Raw genomic sequence first — 16,098 nt, 5'->3', positions numbered from 1 at the left:
TGGAGATTCCATGCTGGACTCATGACGATCTGGATCTGTGCGACCTGCGGCGTCGAGCACCCCGACACCGCCGCGCCTCCGGCCGGGATCTGCCGGATCTGCGCGGACGAACGCCAGTACGTCCGCGCTTCCGGCCAATCCTGGACCACCGCGGACGAGCTCGCCGCGGATCCGCACAAGCTGGTCCACGAACAGCCGGAGCCGGGCATCCACCGCCTGCACCGCGAGCCGGAATTCTCGATCGGTCAATGGACGTACGTCGTCCAGACCGATCAGGGCAACCTGCTGTGGGATCCGCCGAACGCACTCGACGAGCCCCTGCTCGACAAGATCGCCGAACTCGGCGGGGCGGCCGCGATCGTGGCGAGCCATCCGCATATGTACGGCTCGCAGGTGAGCCTGAGCCATCACCTCGGGAACGTGCCGGTCCTCGTGCACGCCGCCGACCGGCGGTGGGTGCGGCGGGAAGATCCGGTGATCCGCGAATGGCGTGGTACGGAAGAGATCCTGCCCGGCGTCACGCTCGTCGAAGCGGGCGGCCACTTCCCCGGCGCCGCGGTCGCCCACGTCGCCGCGAACGGCGGCTCGCTGCTGGTGGGCGACACCATCGTGCCGGTGGCCGCGGCGGGCTGGGTGACCTTCATGCGCAGCTATCCCAACCAGATCCCGCTCTCTGCCGGTCTGGTCGAGCGGCTCCTGGACCGGCTGGAGCCCTACGAGTTCGACCGGCTCTACGCGCTGACGGGCGCCACTCTGCAGGCTGACGCGAAGGGCGCCGTGCGGCGCTCGGCCGAGCGTTACGTCGCGTGGGTCAGTGGCGCGAACGACCATCTCGGCTGAAACAAAATTCCTCTTTTCCTGGTTAAGAGCGCATGACGAAATCGCGACCGAGTCACAGAAAGGAGGAGACCAGACTAATCTCTCGCGCTTTGGTGCAGGACGAACCGGTTTCCACCTTGGCGGTCGAGAACGAGCACCGGGGGTTCTCTCGGCAGCCACGGAGCAAGCCGGTGCCGCAGCAGCCAGCGCCCGATCTCGGCGCTGCGCAATTCCGGGCAGGTCGTCCAGAACGTAGCTCGTAAAACGATCTCGATCGGGGAACCGCCGCCAAGGTCGAGATCGATGTGGTCCCATTCCGGCGGGAAGAAGCGCGTACGATCCTGCGGCGAGATTCGGACTCCGTAGCCTGCCCCCGACGGCCGCGGAGATCCGTTGCTCCATGCCGTTACCCGCATACTCGCCTCCTCGACGTCGTCGCTCGGGCGATCGATTGCCCTCCATGCCCGCACTTACTCGCGTATCACCGTAGTCGGCCTGCGTCACGATTCCGATGTCTCCGTAACACCGCATGATGTGCAGGCGAACCTAGCCGCGTGCACGCGAAGAGACGAACTGTCCGATACCGAACGGGCATCGGCGCTTTCGTAGCTGTCGCGACACTCGGTATCTCCGCGACAGCGTGCGTCGGCGAACATGACGGAACCGGATCGCCGCCCGACATGCCGCTCGCCGCAGGGCCGAAGACGGCCGGGACGGCGACTCTGTTCAAGAAGCCCGGCTGGATTCCGACTCAGTCAGGTCGACGGTGGGAAGCAGGTCAGCAGCCGACTCGTCGTCGTACGGTGGCGATATTGACGTCTCCAAGAGCTCGGAATGACACACACCGACGGCGACAAGCGTTGAGAATTATTCGCCCATGACAACATATTTCCAGCGGGCGCGGCAGCCTGTGAACTTTCACCGATCCTGCACTGGTTGCGAAGTCAGGGTAGATGCGTGACCTGAGCCTGTATCGGAAAGTTACGACCGGTACGGGCGAAGGCGTACCGCGACGACGACGACGTCGTCGGCGGCTCCGACATCATTCCGGCGATGCGGCTTCGGCTGATCGAATTTGTAACGACGACGGCCACTCTGGCGACCAGAGGGAACCATAGAGATTCCACGGTCGATGATCTTCCGGAGAACAGCTTGACGAACAGGCCGAACGAAAAGACGAAATGGCACTCGAGGTCATGGTGGACGGCCGCCGGTGTGATCGTCGCAGTCTTGGGTCTCACCATCGCCTACGCCGCATGGCAGTATCCGAACGCTCCCGTGGAAGCGGAGGGCGGGGCCGTTTCCTCGGCACCGCAGGCCTCCTCGAGCACCCCGAATGAGCCGATGCCGAACACGCCGACGACCGGTACGATTCCTTCCAGCGACCAGACCGGAGCCCGAGGGGCGGATAACTCGAGCCAGATCTTTCTCAGCGATCTCCCTGAGAGCAGCTTCATACGCCAACCCGCCTCACCGAAGCGGGGGCCCGCGAAGATCGACAATCACGAGTACCCATCGAGCTACTCGTATCGCTTCACGAACTGCGGAAATTGCACCTACAACGTCGAGGTGAACCTTCCGGGTTCATACAAGCGACTTACCGGGGTCTTCGGAATGACGGACGAGACCCGGCATGACAACGTCATCGACGGGGTCACCTACTTCTCCATATACTCCTCCACCGGAGACCCGCTCCTGCAGCCACAGAAGGTCGAATACCCGGCACAAGTGCCCTTTGACGTCGACGTGACGGGGGTGAGCCGTGTTCGGCTCACCGTGAGCGGCGGGACCAACGCCGAATACCCGTGCTGGTGCGACGCCAGGCTCACCAGGTGAACAGTCGATCGGGCTCGCGATACCGGCGAACGTCGGCGATGCTTGACGCGTGGAGTACGTGTCCAGAGTGCCGCGTCCGCCCCTGGACGGGCTGATCGACGACCTCTACTACCTGGAGGGCGCGCCGCCCTACGCCCGGCTGACGTTGCCGCCGTCGCCCTCTGCGCTGCTCATCGTCAACCTCGGGGCGCCGTTCCGCATCCGCGCCGGCGCCGACATCGAGACGGCCGGGTACGCCGACGGCTGCGTGATCACCATGCCCACCCGCGCGTACGAGTTCGGCTACCCACGCCGCAGCCGGTCCGTCGGCGTGCACTTCAAGCCGTGGGGACCGGCGTCGTTCCTCCCGATGCCCGCGGCCGAGCTGTGCGACCGGCCGGTGACGCTGGAGCAGGTTTGGGGACGGTCCGCCGTCGCCGAGCTGCGGGACCGCCTGGCCTCGGCGCCCGGACCGCACGAGATGCTGACGCTGCTTGAAGAGGAGCTGACGCGACGGCTGCGCGAGCCCTCCGGCCTGGAGCTGGTCCGCCGGATGAGCGGCGCCATCGCGGCGACCGGCGGAGCGGTGGCGATCGGCGACTTGAGCGCGGCGGCCGGGGTCAGCGGCACCCATCTGGCACAGCGGTTCAAGGAACTCATCGGGGTCACGCCGAAGCGGCTCGCCCGCACCTACCGTTTCACCGCCACCGTGTTCGGGATCGACCCCGCCGAACCGATCGACTGGGGCGAACTCGCCCATGGCGCCGGCTATTTCGACCAGGCCCACTTCGGCCACGAGTTCCGGGCGTTCACCGGGCTCACGCCGACCCGCTACCTCGAGGTCCGGCGACGGTTCCACCGCGAACATCCCGGCCATGTGCTGGACAGCTGGCCTCTGCCCGCCGATTGATTTCTTACAAGCGCGGCGGCTCACGGCACGCTAGTTTCGGGGCCCTCGAAGCAAAGGAGGGCCCGTGGGCAAGGTGGTCATGTACAGCTCGGTGTCGGTGGACGGCTTCGTCGCGGACGAGAACGACCAGCCCGGACCGCTGTTCGACTGGTTGACCGGCGGTGACGTCCCGTTGGACGAGAGCGGCGTGCTCAAGGTGTCGCGAGCGTCCTACGACTACACCCGGCAGTACTGGGACGAGATCGGGGTGACGATCGCCGGCCGCCGCGTCTTCGACCTGACCGACGGCTGGGACGGGAAGCCGCCGAGCGGGATCGACCACGTGGTCGTCGTGACGCATCGGCCCGCGCCCGAGGGCTGGGATCCCGGCGCGCCGTTCCATTTCGTCGACGGCATCGAGGCAGCCGTTGCCAAGGCGCAGGAACTCGCGGGTGACCGCGTCGTCGAGATCGCGGCAGGCGACGTCGGCGGCCAGGCACTCGCCGCGGGTCTGGTCGACGAGGTGCGCATGGACGTCGTACCCGTCGTGTTCGGGTCCGGGAGGCGCTTCTTCGGGTCGGTCCACGCGCAACACCTGCTGGAGGATCCCGAGGTGGTGCTTCAGGGCAACCGAGTACTTCACCTGCGCTACCGGGTGCGCCGCTGACGGAATCAGCCCGGAGCGAGCAGGTCTTGAAGGGTTCCGGTGGCTGTTTCGCGCAGCCAGACGTGGGCGGGATCGTTGTGGTGCCGCTGATGCCAGAGCAGGTGCAGAGGCACGTCGGGCATTTGCAGCGGTAGCGGCAGGGTGATCAAGCCGAGTTGCTCGCGGGCGGCCCGGGTGACCGCGTCGGGCAGGGTGACCACGAGGTCGGTGTCGCGGGCGAGCTGCAGCGCGGTGGCCGTGGTGGGGGCGGAGGCGATCACACGGCGCTCGTGGCCGAGGGTGGCGAGGGTGTCGTCGATCCGGTCGCGCAGGCGACCGCGCCGGGAGACGGTGAGGTGTTCGGCCGCCGCGTAGGCCTCGGCGGTCACGGATCGTCCGGCGAGCGGGTGACCCGGCCGGACGGCGACGGCGAGCCGGTCGTGGCCGATGAGGTGGTGGCGGATGTCGGGCAGGGACGGCGGGCCGGTGCCGGAGGCGAGGTCGACCTCGCCGCGACGCAACTCCGGGGAGTCGTCGCCGGGTTCGGCGGTGAGACGCAGCCGGACACCGGGGGCCTGGCGGTGCACCGCGGCGATCAGCGCGGTTCCGCAGGCGGCGGTGAGGGCGTCGTGCCAGCGGACGGTGAACACCCGCTCCAGCGTCGCCAGGTCGAGTTCCGCCTGAGCCGACAGCAACTGATGCGCCTGCCGCACCAGGGCGTGGACCTCGGTCCGCATGGCCACCGCGCGGGTGGTGGGGGTCATGTGGCGTCCGGTGCGGACCAGGATCTCGTCACCGGTCGCTTTGCGGATGCGGCCCAGCGAGCGGCTCATCGCCGGTGCGGTGACGTGAAGCCGAGCCGCGGCCCCGGCCACGCTCCCCTCTTCCAGCAGGGCGTCGAGCGCGGTGAGCAGGTTCAGATCCAGTTGCATGGCGGTAACTATATAAGTGCGGAACATGCACTTGTCGTTAATGGCCGCGCTCTCTACCTTGGGAATCACGGGGCTGGAAAAAAGCCCGAATCCCAAGGAGTACGCCATGAGTACAGCCATGCCTACCGACCTCCGCACGACCTTGCTGCCCGCGGTGACCGCCATCGTGAAGGACGCGGGGAAGACCTTGCGGGAGCGCTACACGACCCACGCCCGGGGCGTGACCCTGGCGGAGGTCGTCGGCGAGATCTACTCGAATGACGAAGCGGTCCTCGCCGTCATGCGTGAGCCGCTGCTGGCGGCGAGGCCGGGTTCCCAGTGGGTGGAGGACGAACTCGCGGGCGGGGCGCTCCCGCCCGGTGAGTGGTGGGTCGTCGATCCGGCCGAGGGCAACATCAATCACGTCCACGGCATGCCGGACTGGGCCGTCACCGCCACCCTGGTGCGTGACAACCAGCCCATCCTCACCGTCGTGCATCTTCCGCTGAGCGGCGACACGTACACGGCCACCGCCGGTGGCGGCGCCCATCTCGACGGCCGCCCCCTGACCGTCTCCGCCAAGGCCGACCTGGATGCCGCGCTGATCGGCACCGGGCAGGCCCGGCCCGGCGAGAGCGCCGACACCTTCCGCCGGATCGGCGAATCGGTCACCGCCATGCTCACCGCCGGCCTCGTCGTACGCGTGTCCGTTCCGGCCACCCTGCAACTCATCCACGTCGCCGCCGGGCGCATGGACGCCTTCTGGCAGTTCTCCGACGTCCGTTCCGGTCTCGTCGCCGGCGCCCTCCTGGTCGCCGAGGCCGGCGGCACCGTCACCGACCTGGACGGCAAGCCGTGGAACGCGGCCGGCCGTGACTTCCTCGCCGCCGCTCCCCGCGTCCACGCCGCCGCGCTCGACGTCCTTTCCCCGCTCTGACCGGTCCACAAGGGAGCACCACGCCATGACCACCATCGGCATCCTGGGCGCCGGCCGTGTCGGCACCAACCTCGCCCGCGCGCTGGCCGCGTCGGGCCACCAGGTCACTCTCGGCCGCCGCGGGAACGGCGATCACGCCACCGTCGCCGGTGGCGCGGACATCGTCATCAACGCGACCCCCGGCGACACCACACTGGAGCGGCTCACCGCGCTGCGAGCCGAACTCGCGGGCAAGATCCTCGTCGACGTCTCCAACGCCACCCACGACGCGGCCGACGGCCTGCCCGGCGATCTGTGCTACCCCGGCGGCAGTCTCGCCGAGCAGCTCCAGGACGCCCTGCCCGGCACCCAGGTCGTCAAGACCCTCAACACCATGCTGTTCACGGTCATGACCGACCCCGGCGCGCTGAGGACCCCGCCCACCGCCTATCTGTCCGGAAACGACGAACAGGCCAAGAAAACCGTCGCCGGACTCCTCGGCGACCTGGGCTGGGATCCAGGCTGGATCGAAGACCTCGGCGACATCACCACCGCCCGCGCGACCGAAGCCATGGTCCTCGTCGTCCCCCATGTCCTGCGCCGCAACGGTTTCACCCCCTTCGCCGTCTCCATCGCCCGTTGATCGGCCTGTTCGTTCAGGAGGCGCGATAGGGGCCACGCCGGGTCGGTAGGGGTTGTCCGGCCGGTCCGGCCGCCCGCACGCTCGGTGGGACGGGCGATCCGCCCGTCGCCGACGCAGGAGGTGGCCGGGTGGCAGGCAACGACGAAGGACTCTGGGTACGCAGGTTCCATCCCGCGGACGACGCGCCCTTCCGTCTGGTCTGTTTCCCGCACGCGGGAGGTTCCGCGAGCTATTTCTTCCCGGTCTCCAGGGCATTGAGCCCCGCCGCCGACGTACTCGCGATCCAGTACCCCGGACGCCAGGACCGGCGTCGCGAACCGGGGCTCGCCACCATCGCCGAACTGGCCGACGGTGTCACCGAGGCGCTCCTGCCGTGGCTGGACCGGCCGACCGTCCTTTTCGGTCACAGCATGGGCGCGTCACTCGGCTTCGAGGTCGCCCGCCTGCTCGAAGCCGGTGACGTGCGGCCCCACGCGTTGTTCGTCTCCGGCCGTGTGGCGCCCAGCCGCGCTCGCGACGAGACGGTTCACCGGCGCGACGACGCGGGACTCATCGCGGCCGTGAAGGAACTCGGCGGTACCGACGCCCAGATCTTCGAGGACGAAGCGATCCTCGAAATGGTGCTGCCCTCGATCCGTACGGACTACACCGCCGCGGAGACCTACCGATACACGCCGGGGCCCCTACTGCGGACCCCGATTCACGCCCACGTCGGCGAAAACGACCCGAAGGCGACCGTCGACGAAGTCCGCGACTGGGCAACGCACACGTCCGGGCGGTTCACCCTGACCACGTATCCCGGCGGGCATTTCTATCTGAACACCCACGCCCCGGCCGTGATCGGGGCCATCTCGGACGCCTTGCGGCCTTCCGACCTCCGCGTCACCCAGTGAAAGGAGCCCTTCCGTGGTGCACATCAGAATCGATCCCACCGGATCCCGCGCGCGGTCGGCGGATCTGGAGTCCTACCAGAAGGTCGAGGACCTGGACCAGGACTTGAAGATCTGCGTCGACGGTGGCTACGAGCACTTTTCCCACGCCGGGGAATTCCAAAAGGACGGTCAAGAGGTCGTCGCCGTCTTCCGGTGGTCTGGCCGCACCAAGATCGCCGAGTGAGAGAAAGGGGAATCCCATGTCCGCGAGACTCTTCGCCCTCGATTCCTTGCAGACGTTCGACGAACTCGAACACAGCGCGCTGGGGGTGGCGGAGTCCCTCCGGGAGCGTGGCGTGACACCCGCGACCAGGGTGATGCTGAAGGCCGGGAACTCGGCCGCCTACGTGACGACCCTCCTGGCCCTGATGCATGTCGGCGCGAGCATCGTGCTCGTCGACCAGCAGGAGAACGCCGCCGAAACCCAGCGGGTCTGCAACCAGGCCGGGGTCAAGATCAGCCTGGTCGACGAGGACGCGCCGTTGGTCACCGACGGCCCGCACACCCTGCTCTACGAATTACTCGTCGCCGGGGCGTCCCAGGCGACCCGCGATCCGGAGCTGCGGGTGGAGCCGTGGTGCGAGCTGCCGGACGGGCTGATCATGTACTCCTCCGGATCGACCGGAGTGCCCAAGGGCGTGGTCAAGAACGGCGGACGGTTCCTGAAGAACCTCCAGCGCAACGCCGACCAGGTCGGCCACCACTCGGGTGACGTGCTGATGCCGATGCTGCCCTTTTCCCACCAGTACGGCCTGTCGATGGTGCTGATCGCGTGGCTGGTGCGCTGCTCGCTCGTGGTGGCGCCGTACCGGCGGATCGACCGCGCGCTGCGGATGGCGGGCCAGTGCGGGGTGACCGTGACCGACGGCACGCCGTCGACGTACCAGAGCATCCTCAACATCGTGAAGCGCAATCCCCGCTACGGCCTCGATCTCGCGGGTGTGCGGATGTTCTGCAGCGGTGCCGCTCCCCTGGGCTCGACGCTCAGCGAAGACTACGTCGCCTGGTTCGGCCTGCCGTTGCTGGACAGCTACGGCAGCACGGAACTGGGCAACCTCGCGTTCGCGACGCCGGAGAACCCGGTCGGCTGCGGCCGCGCGCTCCCCGGGCACGAATTGCGGATCCTCGACGACGAAGGCAACTCGCTGCCCGCCGGGCAGACCGGCGAGATCGTGATGCACTGCCCCGACATGATGGCGGGCTACCTCGCCGCGGACGGCTCGCTGGAGCCGGCGGAGCAGGGTTGGCGGCACACCAGCGACTTCGGTTACCTGGACGAGAACGACAATCTGTTCGTGGTGGGCCGCAAGTTCGCCGTGCACCGCAAGGGACACACACTCTATCCGGAGATCATCGAGCACAAGGTCACCGAAGCGCTGTGCCCGGTCAAGATCATCGCGCTGCCGGACGAACGGCGCGGCTGTCAGCTGGCGTTCTTCGTCGAGGACCCGCTCGGCCACGACGGCAGGCACTGGCGTACGCGTATCGCCGAGGTGCTGCCGGAGTTCGAGCGACCGGACCGCATCCGGGTCGTCGACCGGTTTCCGCTGAACCGCAACGGAAAACCCGACAAGAAGCGGATGACGGAGCTGGCGCTCGCCGAATCGGCCAGTTCACCGAAGGCCGGCTGAGCGACGTGACCGACGAACGCACCGCCCTGATCTTCCCGGGAATGGCCCCGACGAAAACCGGGGACGTGAGCCGGTTCCTGATGATCAACCGGAAGGCGCGGGAACGGCTCGCCACGGCCGAGGACGTCCTCGGCCGTCGCCTGCTCGGCCCGGCCCGCGAAGACGGCGATGTGTACGACGAGGCCGCGCAGGTCGTCTTCATGCTGACGTGTCTTTCCCTCGCGGAGTGGGCCGAAGACGCCCTCGGCGTGAAACCCGAGATCTGCGCCGGTCCCAGTTTCGGCCAGAAGGCACTGACCTCGTACACGGGTGTGCTGTCGTTCGAGGAGACCGTCCGGCTCACCGCGGAGCTTTCGCGGTGCGAGGTGTCCTACTTCGAAAGCGACTACTCGGACGTCGTGACCCACTGTTTCGTCCGGACTCCGGAAGAAGGTTTCGCCGAGGTCCTGGCCGAACTGAAGGACGAGTTCCACGACGTTTCGGGCGTCATCGACAAGGGCTTCTACCTGCTTTCGGTGCGGGAGAAGGACTTGGAACGGGTGAAGGCGCGCGTCCGGGCGATCGGCGGCTACTCGATGCACACCATGCGCCCGCCCGTGCACTCCACCTACTTCGGCGGTTTGCGCCGTCGGGCCGAGGAGGAAGTGCTGTCCGGCTTCACTCTCCGCGACCCCGAACTGCCGGTCGTCGCGGACCAGGACGGTGCGCTCCTGGACTCGGCGGCGGGGATGCGCCGGATGCTGCTCGACACCTTCGACCGGCCGATCGACTGGCCGTCGATGGTCGCGACCCTTCGGGAGCAGGGCGTGACGTCGTTGTGCTTCTCCGGTCCGGACAATCTCTTCCACCGGGTGGACAGCACGGTGGCGAACTTCGAGGTGCGGACGGTGACGCCGGCGATGGCTTTGAAGCCGCGGAGCCGCGCTTAAGGTTTCTGCTCCCCTGCGCGTGAAGGCCCCCTTTCCTCGGCTGAGCCGAGGGAAGGGGGCCTTCACGCGCAGTCGCTGTGACCACTGGTGCGTATGTGGCGACCCGCCGGTCCGTGAAGGCCTCCTTGAGGGACCCAGAGTCCCTCAAGGAGGCCTTCACGGACCACGGCGAGACCGCTTAAGGCAGCCGCCCCAGCCACTCCCGGACGGCCTCGGCGGTCGTCCCCGCATGCCGCTCCAGCATCGTGAAGTGATCCCCCTCGACGTCCACCGTGTCATGCGGCAAGGCCCAGCCGGACTGCCATCCGGCCCGGTCGCGCCACGCTTCCAGCGGCTCCGACGCCCGCACCAGCAAGGTCGGCACACCGGTCGCCGCGGGAACGTGGTCGGCGAACAGGCGCAGGTAAGCACCCATCGCGGTGAGCCGCGTGTCGTCCCCGAGGCCGTCGGCGAGCCGGTCGCGGATGCCGTCCAGCGCGTGTTCGTCCTGCGGGTAGACGTCGATCAGCACGAGCGCGCGGGGCGCGGCGCCCGCTTCCTCCAGGTGCCTCGCCAGCGCGTGGGCGAGCGGGCCGCCCGACGAGTGGGCCACCAGGACCACCGGGTCGCCGCCTTCGCGGAGGATGGCGTCCGCCTGTGCGTGGAGGACCGCCTCGACCGAGTCCGGCAGCGGCTGCCCGTGCCCGAAACCGGGCACCGGAACGACGGAAACGTCCTGCACGTCTCGGAACGACGCCGCGAACCGCGCGTATTCGTGCGCGCCCGAGCCGACCAGGAGGGAGGGGACGCAGACGAGTTCGGGGCCGGACGGGCCTTTCGCGAGCCGGACCGGTTGCAGGTTCTGTTCCCGCGCGGTTTCGACGGTGAACGACGGCCGGTAGCGCGACGCCTGCGCGGCCAGCGCGACGAACTGCGCGACCTCGCCGAGTTCGACAGCGCGGGCGAACATCGCGCCGAAGAAGCTCGCGGCCGCGGGCGGTGTCTCGGGCTGCCGGTCGGAGGCCGAGAAGTCACCGGAGATCCGTTCCGCCACGGCGAGCGGCGTCGGGTGGTCGAAGACCAGCGACGGCGGGAGCCGCAGGCCGGTCGAGGCCGCCAGCCGGTTGCGCAGGTCGACGGCGGTGAGCGAGTCGAAGCCGAGTTCGAGGAAGGCGACGTCGGCGTCGATGGCGCCGGCCCCGTCGTGCCCGAGGACGGCCGCGACCTGGCCGCGCACCAGTTCCAGGATCGCCGCGTCGCGGCCGTCCGCGTCGAGTCCGGCGAGCCGCGCGCGGAACGCGCCGCCGCCGTCGGGCGCGCGCCGGGCACGAGCGCGGACGAGTCCGCTCAGCAACGGCGGGATCTCCTCGGCGCGGAGAGCGGTGAGGTCGAGCCGCATCGGCACGGTCAGCGTCCGCCCCGTGGCGAGCGCGGCGTCGAACAGCTCCAGACCCTCCTCTGTGGACAGTCCGGCGAGCCCGGCCCTCGCCATCCGCTCGACGTCGGCGGAATCGGTCATGGCACTGGTGGTCGCCCACAGACCCCACGCCAGTGACGTCGCTGCGGCGCCTTCTGCCCGGCGGCGTTCCACCAGCGCGTCCACGAACGCGTTGGCCGCGGCGTAACCGGACTGCCCCGGATTTCCGAAGACACCGGCCGCCGAGGAGAACATCACGAACGGTGCGGCGTCGGGCAGGAGTTCGTGCAGGTTCACCGCGGCGTCCACCTTCGGCGCGAGCACCCGGTCGAGCCGTTCGGGGGTCTGCGCGGTGATCAGCCCGTCGTCGAGGACACCGGCGGCGTGCACGACACCGGTCACCGGATGCGCGGCCAGCACCTGGCGCAACGCCTCCCGGTCGGCCGCGTCGCACGCCAGGATCCGGACCTCGGCACCCAGCCCGGTGAGTTCGTCCGCCAGCGCCGCCGCACCGGGCGCGGACGCGCCGGAACGGCTCAGCAGCACCAGCGAACGGACGCCGTGCGTCACCACCAGATGTTTCGCGACGGCCGCGCCGAGGAGGCCGGTGCCGCCGGTGATCAGCACGACGTCGCCGTCGCTCCACGCCCGCGCCGGTCCGGGTTCCGGAACCCGGACAAGCCTTGGGACGAAGCTGACCCCGTCGCGAACCACGACCTGAGATTCCCCGGCGGGCAGCGCGGCCGGGACGTCGCCGTCCACGAGCACGAACCGCCCGGGGTGCTCCGACTGCGCCGAGCGCACGAGCCCCCACACCGCGGCCGCCACCGGATCCGGGCGTTCGGTCGCGATCCCGCCTCGCGTGGCCACCACGAGCGGGCCGTCCCCCGGTTCGTCGAGCCACGTCCGGACGCGTTCGAGTGCCGCACCCAGCACGGTGCGGAGATCCCCGGATCCGCAGTGCCACACCGTCGCCTCGTGCGGCTCGCTCGCGCCCGCAGGCACCCAATCCAGGCCGAACAAGGACTCTCGATATCCACCGAGGCCGGACACCGACACCGGCCGCAGCAGCAGACCGTCCACGTCGGCGACCGGCAGGCCTTCAGCGTCGGCGACGGTCAGCGCGACCCCGTCCGCAGCAGGCCGCAGCCGCACCCGTAGTGCCGTCGCGCCCCGCGACCACAGCCGGACCCCGGAGAACGCGAACGGGAGCCGAAGCCCCTCGGCGTCGTCGGGAAGCACCCCCAGCGCGATCCCGTGGAGTGCGCCGTCCAGCAACGCGGGATGCAGGCCGAAGGCCGGAGCGTCGCCGGTCTGGGCTTCGGGCAGGTCGATTTCGGCGAAGACCTCGTTCTCGCGCCGCCAAGCGGCGCGAAGTCCTTGGAACGCGGGACCGTATTCGAGGCCCGCGTCCGCGAGTTCGTCGTACAGCGCCTCGACGCCGACGCGTTCCGCCCCGGCGGGCGGCCATTCCGCGAGCGGGGTGGGCACCCCGTCCGTCTCGGGCAGCAGGACACCGTTGGCGTGCCGGGTCCAGGGTTCGTCGCTGCGGCGGGAGTACACGCCGACCTCGCGACGGCCGTCGACGTCCGCGTCGCCGAGTTCGACCGAGAGCCGGACGTCGGTGCCTTCTTCGAGTACGAGCGGGGCTTCGAGGGTCAATTCGTCGAGCTTCGTGCAGTCCACCTGGATGCCGGCGGCCAGCGTGAGCTCCACGAACGCGGTGCCGGGCACGAGGACGGTCCCGGACACGGCGTGATCGGCGAGCCAGGGATGCGTTTCCAGTGAGATCCGGCCGGTGTACAGCAGCCCGCCGGTCCCGGGGACCGCGACGACGGCGCCGAGCAGCGGATGGTCCACGACTGTCTGCCCGAACGCCGACGCGTCCCCGGCGACGGTCCCGGCTTCCAGCCAGAACCGCTTGCGCTGGAATGGATACGTCGGCAGGTCGACCCAGTCCGCCGTCGGCAGGATCGAAGACCACGCCGGGCTCAGGCCGTGCACATGGGCTTCGGCGAGCGACGCGACGAACCGCTCCGCACCACCCTCGCCCCGACGCAAACTCCCCAACGCCACCGCATCTTCACTGATCCCGGGAACCAACACCGGATGCGGACTCGTTTCCACGAAGAACCGGAACCCATCCTCCAGCAACCGATCCACCGTCGCCGCGAACTGCACCGTCCCCCGCAGATTCCGGAACCAATACCCAGCATCCAATTCCAGAAGCTCATCGGTCACCGTCGAATAGAACGGAATCACCGGCGCCTGCGGCGAGATACCCGCCAACGCCGACACCACATCCCGTTCGATCGCATCAACATGCGCCGAATGCGACGCGTAATCCACCGGGATCCGCTTCGCCCGCACGTCCAGGAGCTCACACCGCTTGACCAGCGCCTCCAGCCCGGCGACATCACCGGACACCACGACCGCAGACGGACCGTTCACCGCAGCCACCGACACACCCTCAGGCAGCAACTCCCGAACACGATCCTCCGAAGCGGCCACCGACACCATGCCACCGAGTCCCGACAACGCCAGAATCGCCTTACTCCGCAAACACACCACGCGCGCAGCGTCATCCAACGACAACGCACCCGCCACACACGCCGCCGCGATCTCACCCTGCGAATGACCCACCACCGCAGCAGGCTCAACACCACACGCCCGCCACAACCGCGCCAACGACACCATCACCGCGAACAACACAGGCTGCACCACATCAACCCGCTCCAACGCAGCCGCATCCGACAACACATCAGACAACTTCCAATCCACAAAGGACGAAAGCGCCACCTCACACTCAGCCATCGACTCCGCGAACACCGGAGCAGCCAACAACAACTCCTCCGCCATCCCCACCCACTGCGAACCCTGACCCGGGAACACGAAAACAGCCTTACCCGACTGCGCGATGCCCTCGATCAGCAGGCTCGACGGCTCTCCGGCGGCGAGCGCGTCGAGCGCGTCGAGCGCGGCACGCGGATCACCGACGATGGCCGCCCGATGCCCGAACAGCGGCCGCGCGGCCAGGGTGGCGGCGGCGCCCGGAAGATCCACAAAGGACCGAAGCCGAGCGGCTCGCGCCCGCAAGGCTTCCGGCGTCCGCGCCGACAGAAGCCACGGCGTCGCACCGGTCACCACCGGCTGCCGAGCCTCACTTTTCTCAGCGGCCGGGGCGGCTTCGAGGACGACGTGCGCGTTGGTGCCGCTGATGCCGAACGACGACACCGCGGCTCGCCGAGGACGGTCGAGTTCCGGCCACGGCCGCGCTTCGTCCAGCAACGAGACCGCGCCCGCGCTCCAGTCCACATGCGACGACGGGGTCTCCGCGTGCAGGCTTCGCGGCAGGGTCCCGCTTCGCAGTGCCTGCACCATCTTGATGATCCCGGCGACCCCGGCGGCGGCCTGCGTGTGCCCGAGGTTCGACTTGATCGACCCGAGCCACAGCGGCCGTTCCGACGGCCTGCCCTTGCCGTAGGTCGCGAGCAGCGCCTGCGCCTCGATCGGGTCGCCCAGCGTGGTGCCGGTCCCGTGCGCCTCGACGACATCGACGTCCGCCGTCGTCAGCCGGGCGTCGGCGAGCGCCTCGCGGATCACCCGCTGCTGGGACGGGCCGTTCGGGGCGGTCAGGCCGTTCGACGCGCCGTCCTGGTTCACCGCCGACCCGCGCAGGACCGCCAGTACCGGATGGCCGTTGCGCCGCGCGTCGGAAAGCCGTTCCACCAGCAGCATCCCGACACCCTCGGACCAGCCGGTGCCGTCCGCCTCTTCGGCGAACGGTTTGCAGCGGCCGTCCGGCGCCATTCCGCGCTGACGGCTGAACTCCACGAACGTCCCGGGGGTGAACATCACCGTCACGCCGCCGGACAGCGCGAGGTCGCACTCGCCCCGCCGCAACGCCTGTGCGGCGAGGTGCAGGGTCACCAGCGACGACGAGCACGCGGTGTCCACGGTGAGCGCCGGCCCCTCGAACCCGAAGGTGTACGACACCCGCCCTGAGGCGATGCTGCCCGAGTTCCCGGTGCCGAGGTAGCCGCCGACCTCGTCGGGGATCTCGGTCAGCCCGGAGACGTAGTCGTGGTACATCAGCCCGGCGAACACCCCGGTCCGGCTGCCCTTCAGCGAACCCGGATCGATTCCCGCCCGCTCGATGGCCTCCCACGACGTCTCCAGCAGGAGCCGCTGCTGCGGGTCCATCGCCAGTGCCTCACGCGGCGAGATACCGAAGAACGCCGGGTCGAACTCGGCGACGTCGTGGAGGAAACCGCCCTGCGAAACGTAACTCGTCCCCTGCTTGTCCGGGTCCGGGTCGTACAACGCTTCGAGGTCCCAGCCGCGGTCGACCGGGAATCCGCTGATCCCTTCGCCGCCGGTTTCGACCATCCGCCACAGATCCTCGGGCGAGGCGACCCCGCCGGGATAACGGCAGGCCATCCCGACGATGGCGATCGGTTCGGTGCCCGCGGTTTCGGTCTCCTTCAAGCGTTTCCGGGTTTCGTGAAGATCCGCGGTGACCTGCTTGAGGAAGTACCGGAGTTTGTCCTCGGTGTCTTTCATTTCCGCCC

Annotated in this window: 12 protein-coding genes; 10 read left to right on the top strand and 2 right to left on the bottom strand. The window is 69.0% G+C overall.

Annotated features, from left to right (window positions below; all coding sequences use genetic code 11):
* The first annotated feature begins 21 nt into the window (after positions 1 to 21).
* The 4 genes from AMK34_RS38640 (at position 22) to AMK34_RS38625 (ending at position 4,190) form a co-directional block, all read left to right on the top strand.
* Positions 22 to 840: a hydrolase gene (locus AMK34_RS38640; protein WP_073848722.1), complete on the top strand. Its 819-nt coding sequence runs from the start codon at positions 22 to 24 to the stop codon at positions 838 to 840.
* A 1,032-nt stretch (positions 841 to 1,872) separates the two neighbouring features.
* Complete coding sequence (locus AMK34_RS38635; protein WP_083650118.1) at positions 1,873 to 2,655, top strand: NPCBM/NEW2 domain-containing protein; 783 nt, start codon at positions 1,873 to 1,875, stop codon at positions 2,653 to 2,655.
* Positions 2,656 to 2,722: 67 nt separating this feature from the next.
* Positions 2,723 to 3,544, top strand: a complete 822-nt coding sequence (locus AMK34_RS38630) for a helix-turn-helix domain-containing protein (protein WP_198941841.1) — start codon at positions 2,723 to 2,725, stop codon at positions 3,542 to 3,544.
* Positions 3,545 to 3,608: 64 nt separating this feature from the next.
* Positions 3,609 to 4,190: a dihydrofolate reductase family protein gene (locus tag AMK34_RS38625; RefSeq protein WP_038510819.1), complete on the top strand. Its 582-nt coding sequence runs from the start codon at positions 3,609 to 3,611 to the stop codon at positions 4,188 to 4,190.
* Positions 4,191 to 4,195: 5 nt separating this feature from the next.
* Here the strand turns inward: AMK34_RS38625 and AMK34_RS38620 are convergent, their stop codons facing one another.
* Positions 4,196 to 5,101 (bottom strand): LysR family transcriptional regulator, encoded by a 906-nt coding sequence (locus AMK34_RS38620; protein WP_073848716.1) that lies wholly within the window; start codon positions 5,099 to 5,101, stop codon positions 4,196 to 4,198.
* Positions 5,102 to 5,207: 106 nt separating this feature from the next.
* Between AMK34_RS38620 and AMK34_RS38615 the strand changes: the two genes are divergently transcribed.
* From AMK34_RS38615 to AMK34_RS38590, 6 genes are all read left to right on the top strand, one after another.
* Positions 5,208 to 6,017 carry an inositol monophosphatase family protein gene (locus tag AMK34_RS38615; RefSeq protein ID WP_073848714.1) on the top strand — a complete coding sequence of 270 codons (810 nt, stop codon included), beginning with the start codon at positions 5,208 to 5,210 and terminating at the stop codon, positions 6,015 to 6,017.
* 25 nt (positions 6,018 to 6,042) lie between these two features.
* The gene (locus tag AMK34_RS38610; RefSeq protein WP_038510813.1) at positions 6,043 to 6,639 is read left to right on the top strand and encodes an NADPH-dependent F420 reductase; all 597 of its coding nucleotides are present in this window, start codon (positions 6,043 to 6,045) and stop codon (positions 6,637 to 6,639) included.
* 128 nt (positions 6,640 to 6,767) lie between these two features.
* Positions 6,768 to 7,532 (top strand): thioesterase II family protein, encoded by a 765-nt coding sequence (locus AMK34_RS38605; protein WP_073848712.1) that lies wholly within the window; start codon positions 6,768 to 6,770, stop codon positions 7,530 to 7,532.
* A gap of 13 nt (positions 7,533 to 7,545) precedes the next feature.
* Complete coding sequence (locus AMK34_RS38600) at positions 7,546 to 7,755, top strand: DUF5988 family protein (RefSeq protein WP_073848710.1); 210 nt, start codon at positions 7,546 to 7,548, stop codon at positions 7,753 to 7,755.
* Between the two features lie 16 nt (positions 7,756 to 7,771).
* The gene (locus AMK34_RS38595) at positions 7,772 to 9,202 is read left to right on the top strand and encodes a class I adenylate-forming enzyme family protein (protein ID WP_073848708.1); all 1,431 of its coding nucleotides are present in this window, start codon (positions 7,772 to 7,774) and stop codon (positions 9,200 to 9,202) included.
* A gap of 5 nt (positions 9,203 to 9,207) precedes the next feature.
* The gene (locus AMK34_RS38590) at positions 9,208 to 10,131 is read left to right on the top strand and encodes an ACP S-malonyltransferase (RefSeq protein WP_083650117.1); all 924 of its coding nucleotides are present in this window, start codon (positions 9,208 to 9,210) and stop codon (positions 10,129 to 10,131) included.
* A 178-nt stretch (positions 10,132 to 10,309) separates the two neighbouring features.
* On the opposite strand, the gene AMK34_RS38585 is transcribed toward AMK34_RS38590, so the two are convergent.
* Positions 10,310 to 16,090 carry a type I polyketide synthase gene (locus tag AMK34_RS38585; RefSeq protein ID WP_073848707.1) on the bottom strand — a complete coding sequence of 1,927 codons (5,781 nt, stop codon included), beginning with the start codon at positions 16,088 to 16,090 and terminating at the stop codon, positions 10,310 to 10,312.
* Between the last annotated feature and the right edge of the window lie 8 nt (positions 16,091 to 16,098).

The organism is Amycolatopsis sp. CB00013, assembly GCF_001905755.1.
Classification (GTDB): Bacteria; Actinomycetota; Actinomycetes; order Mycobacteriales; family Pseudonocardiaceae; genus Amycolatopsis; species Amycolatopsis japonica.
The sequence above is the reverse complement of the archived record's forward strand: the minus strand, read 5'-3'. Positions and strand labels throughout refer to the sequence as shown.

Coding starts and splice junctions, on each gene's coding strand:
- AMK34_RS38620 (WP_073848716.1), bottom strand. CDS start 5,101: ATGCAACTGGATCTGAACCTGCTCACCGCGCTCGACGCCCTGCTGGAA.
- AMK34_RS38585 (WP_073848707.1), bottom strand. CDS start 16,090: ATGAAAGACACCGAGGACAAACTCCGGTACTTCCTCAAGCAGGTCACC.
- AMK34_RS38635 (WP_083650118.1), top strand. CDS start 1,873: ATGCGGCTTCGGCTGATCGAATTTGTAACGACGACGGCCACTCTGGCG.
- AMK34_RS38595 (WP_073848708.1), top strand. CDS start 7,772: ATGTCCGCGAGACTCTTCGCCCTCGATTCCTTGCAGACGTTCGACGAA.
- AMK34_RS38640 (WP_073848722.1), top strand. CDS start 22: ATGACGATCTGGATCTGTGCGACCTGCGGCGTCGAGCACCCCGACACC.
- AMK34_RS38615 (WP_073848714.1), top strand. CDS start 5,208: ATGAGTACAGCCATGCCTACCGACCTCCGCACGACCTTGCTGCCCGCG.
- AMK34_RS38610 (WP_038510813.1), top strand. CDS start 6,043: ATGACCACCATCGGCATCCTGGGCGCCGGCCGTGTCGGCACCAACCTC.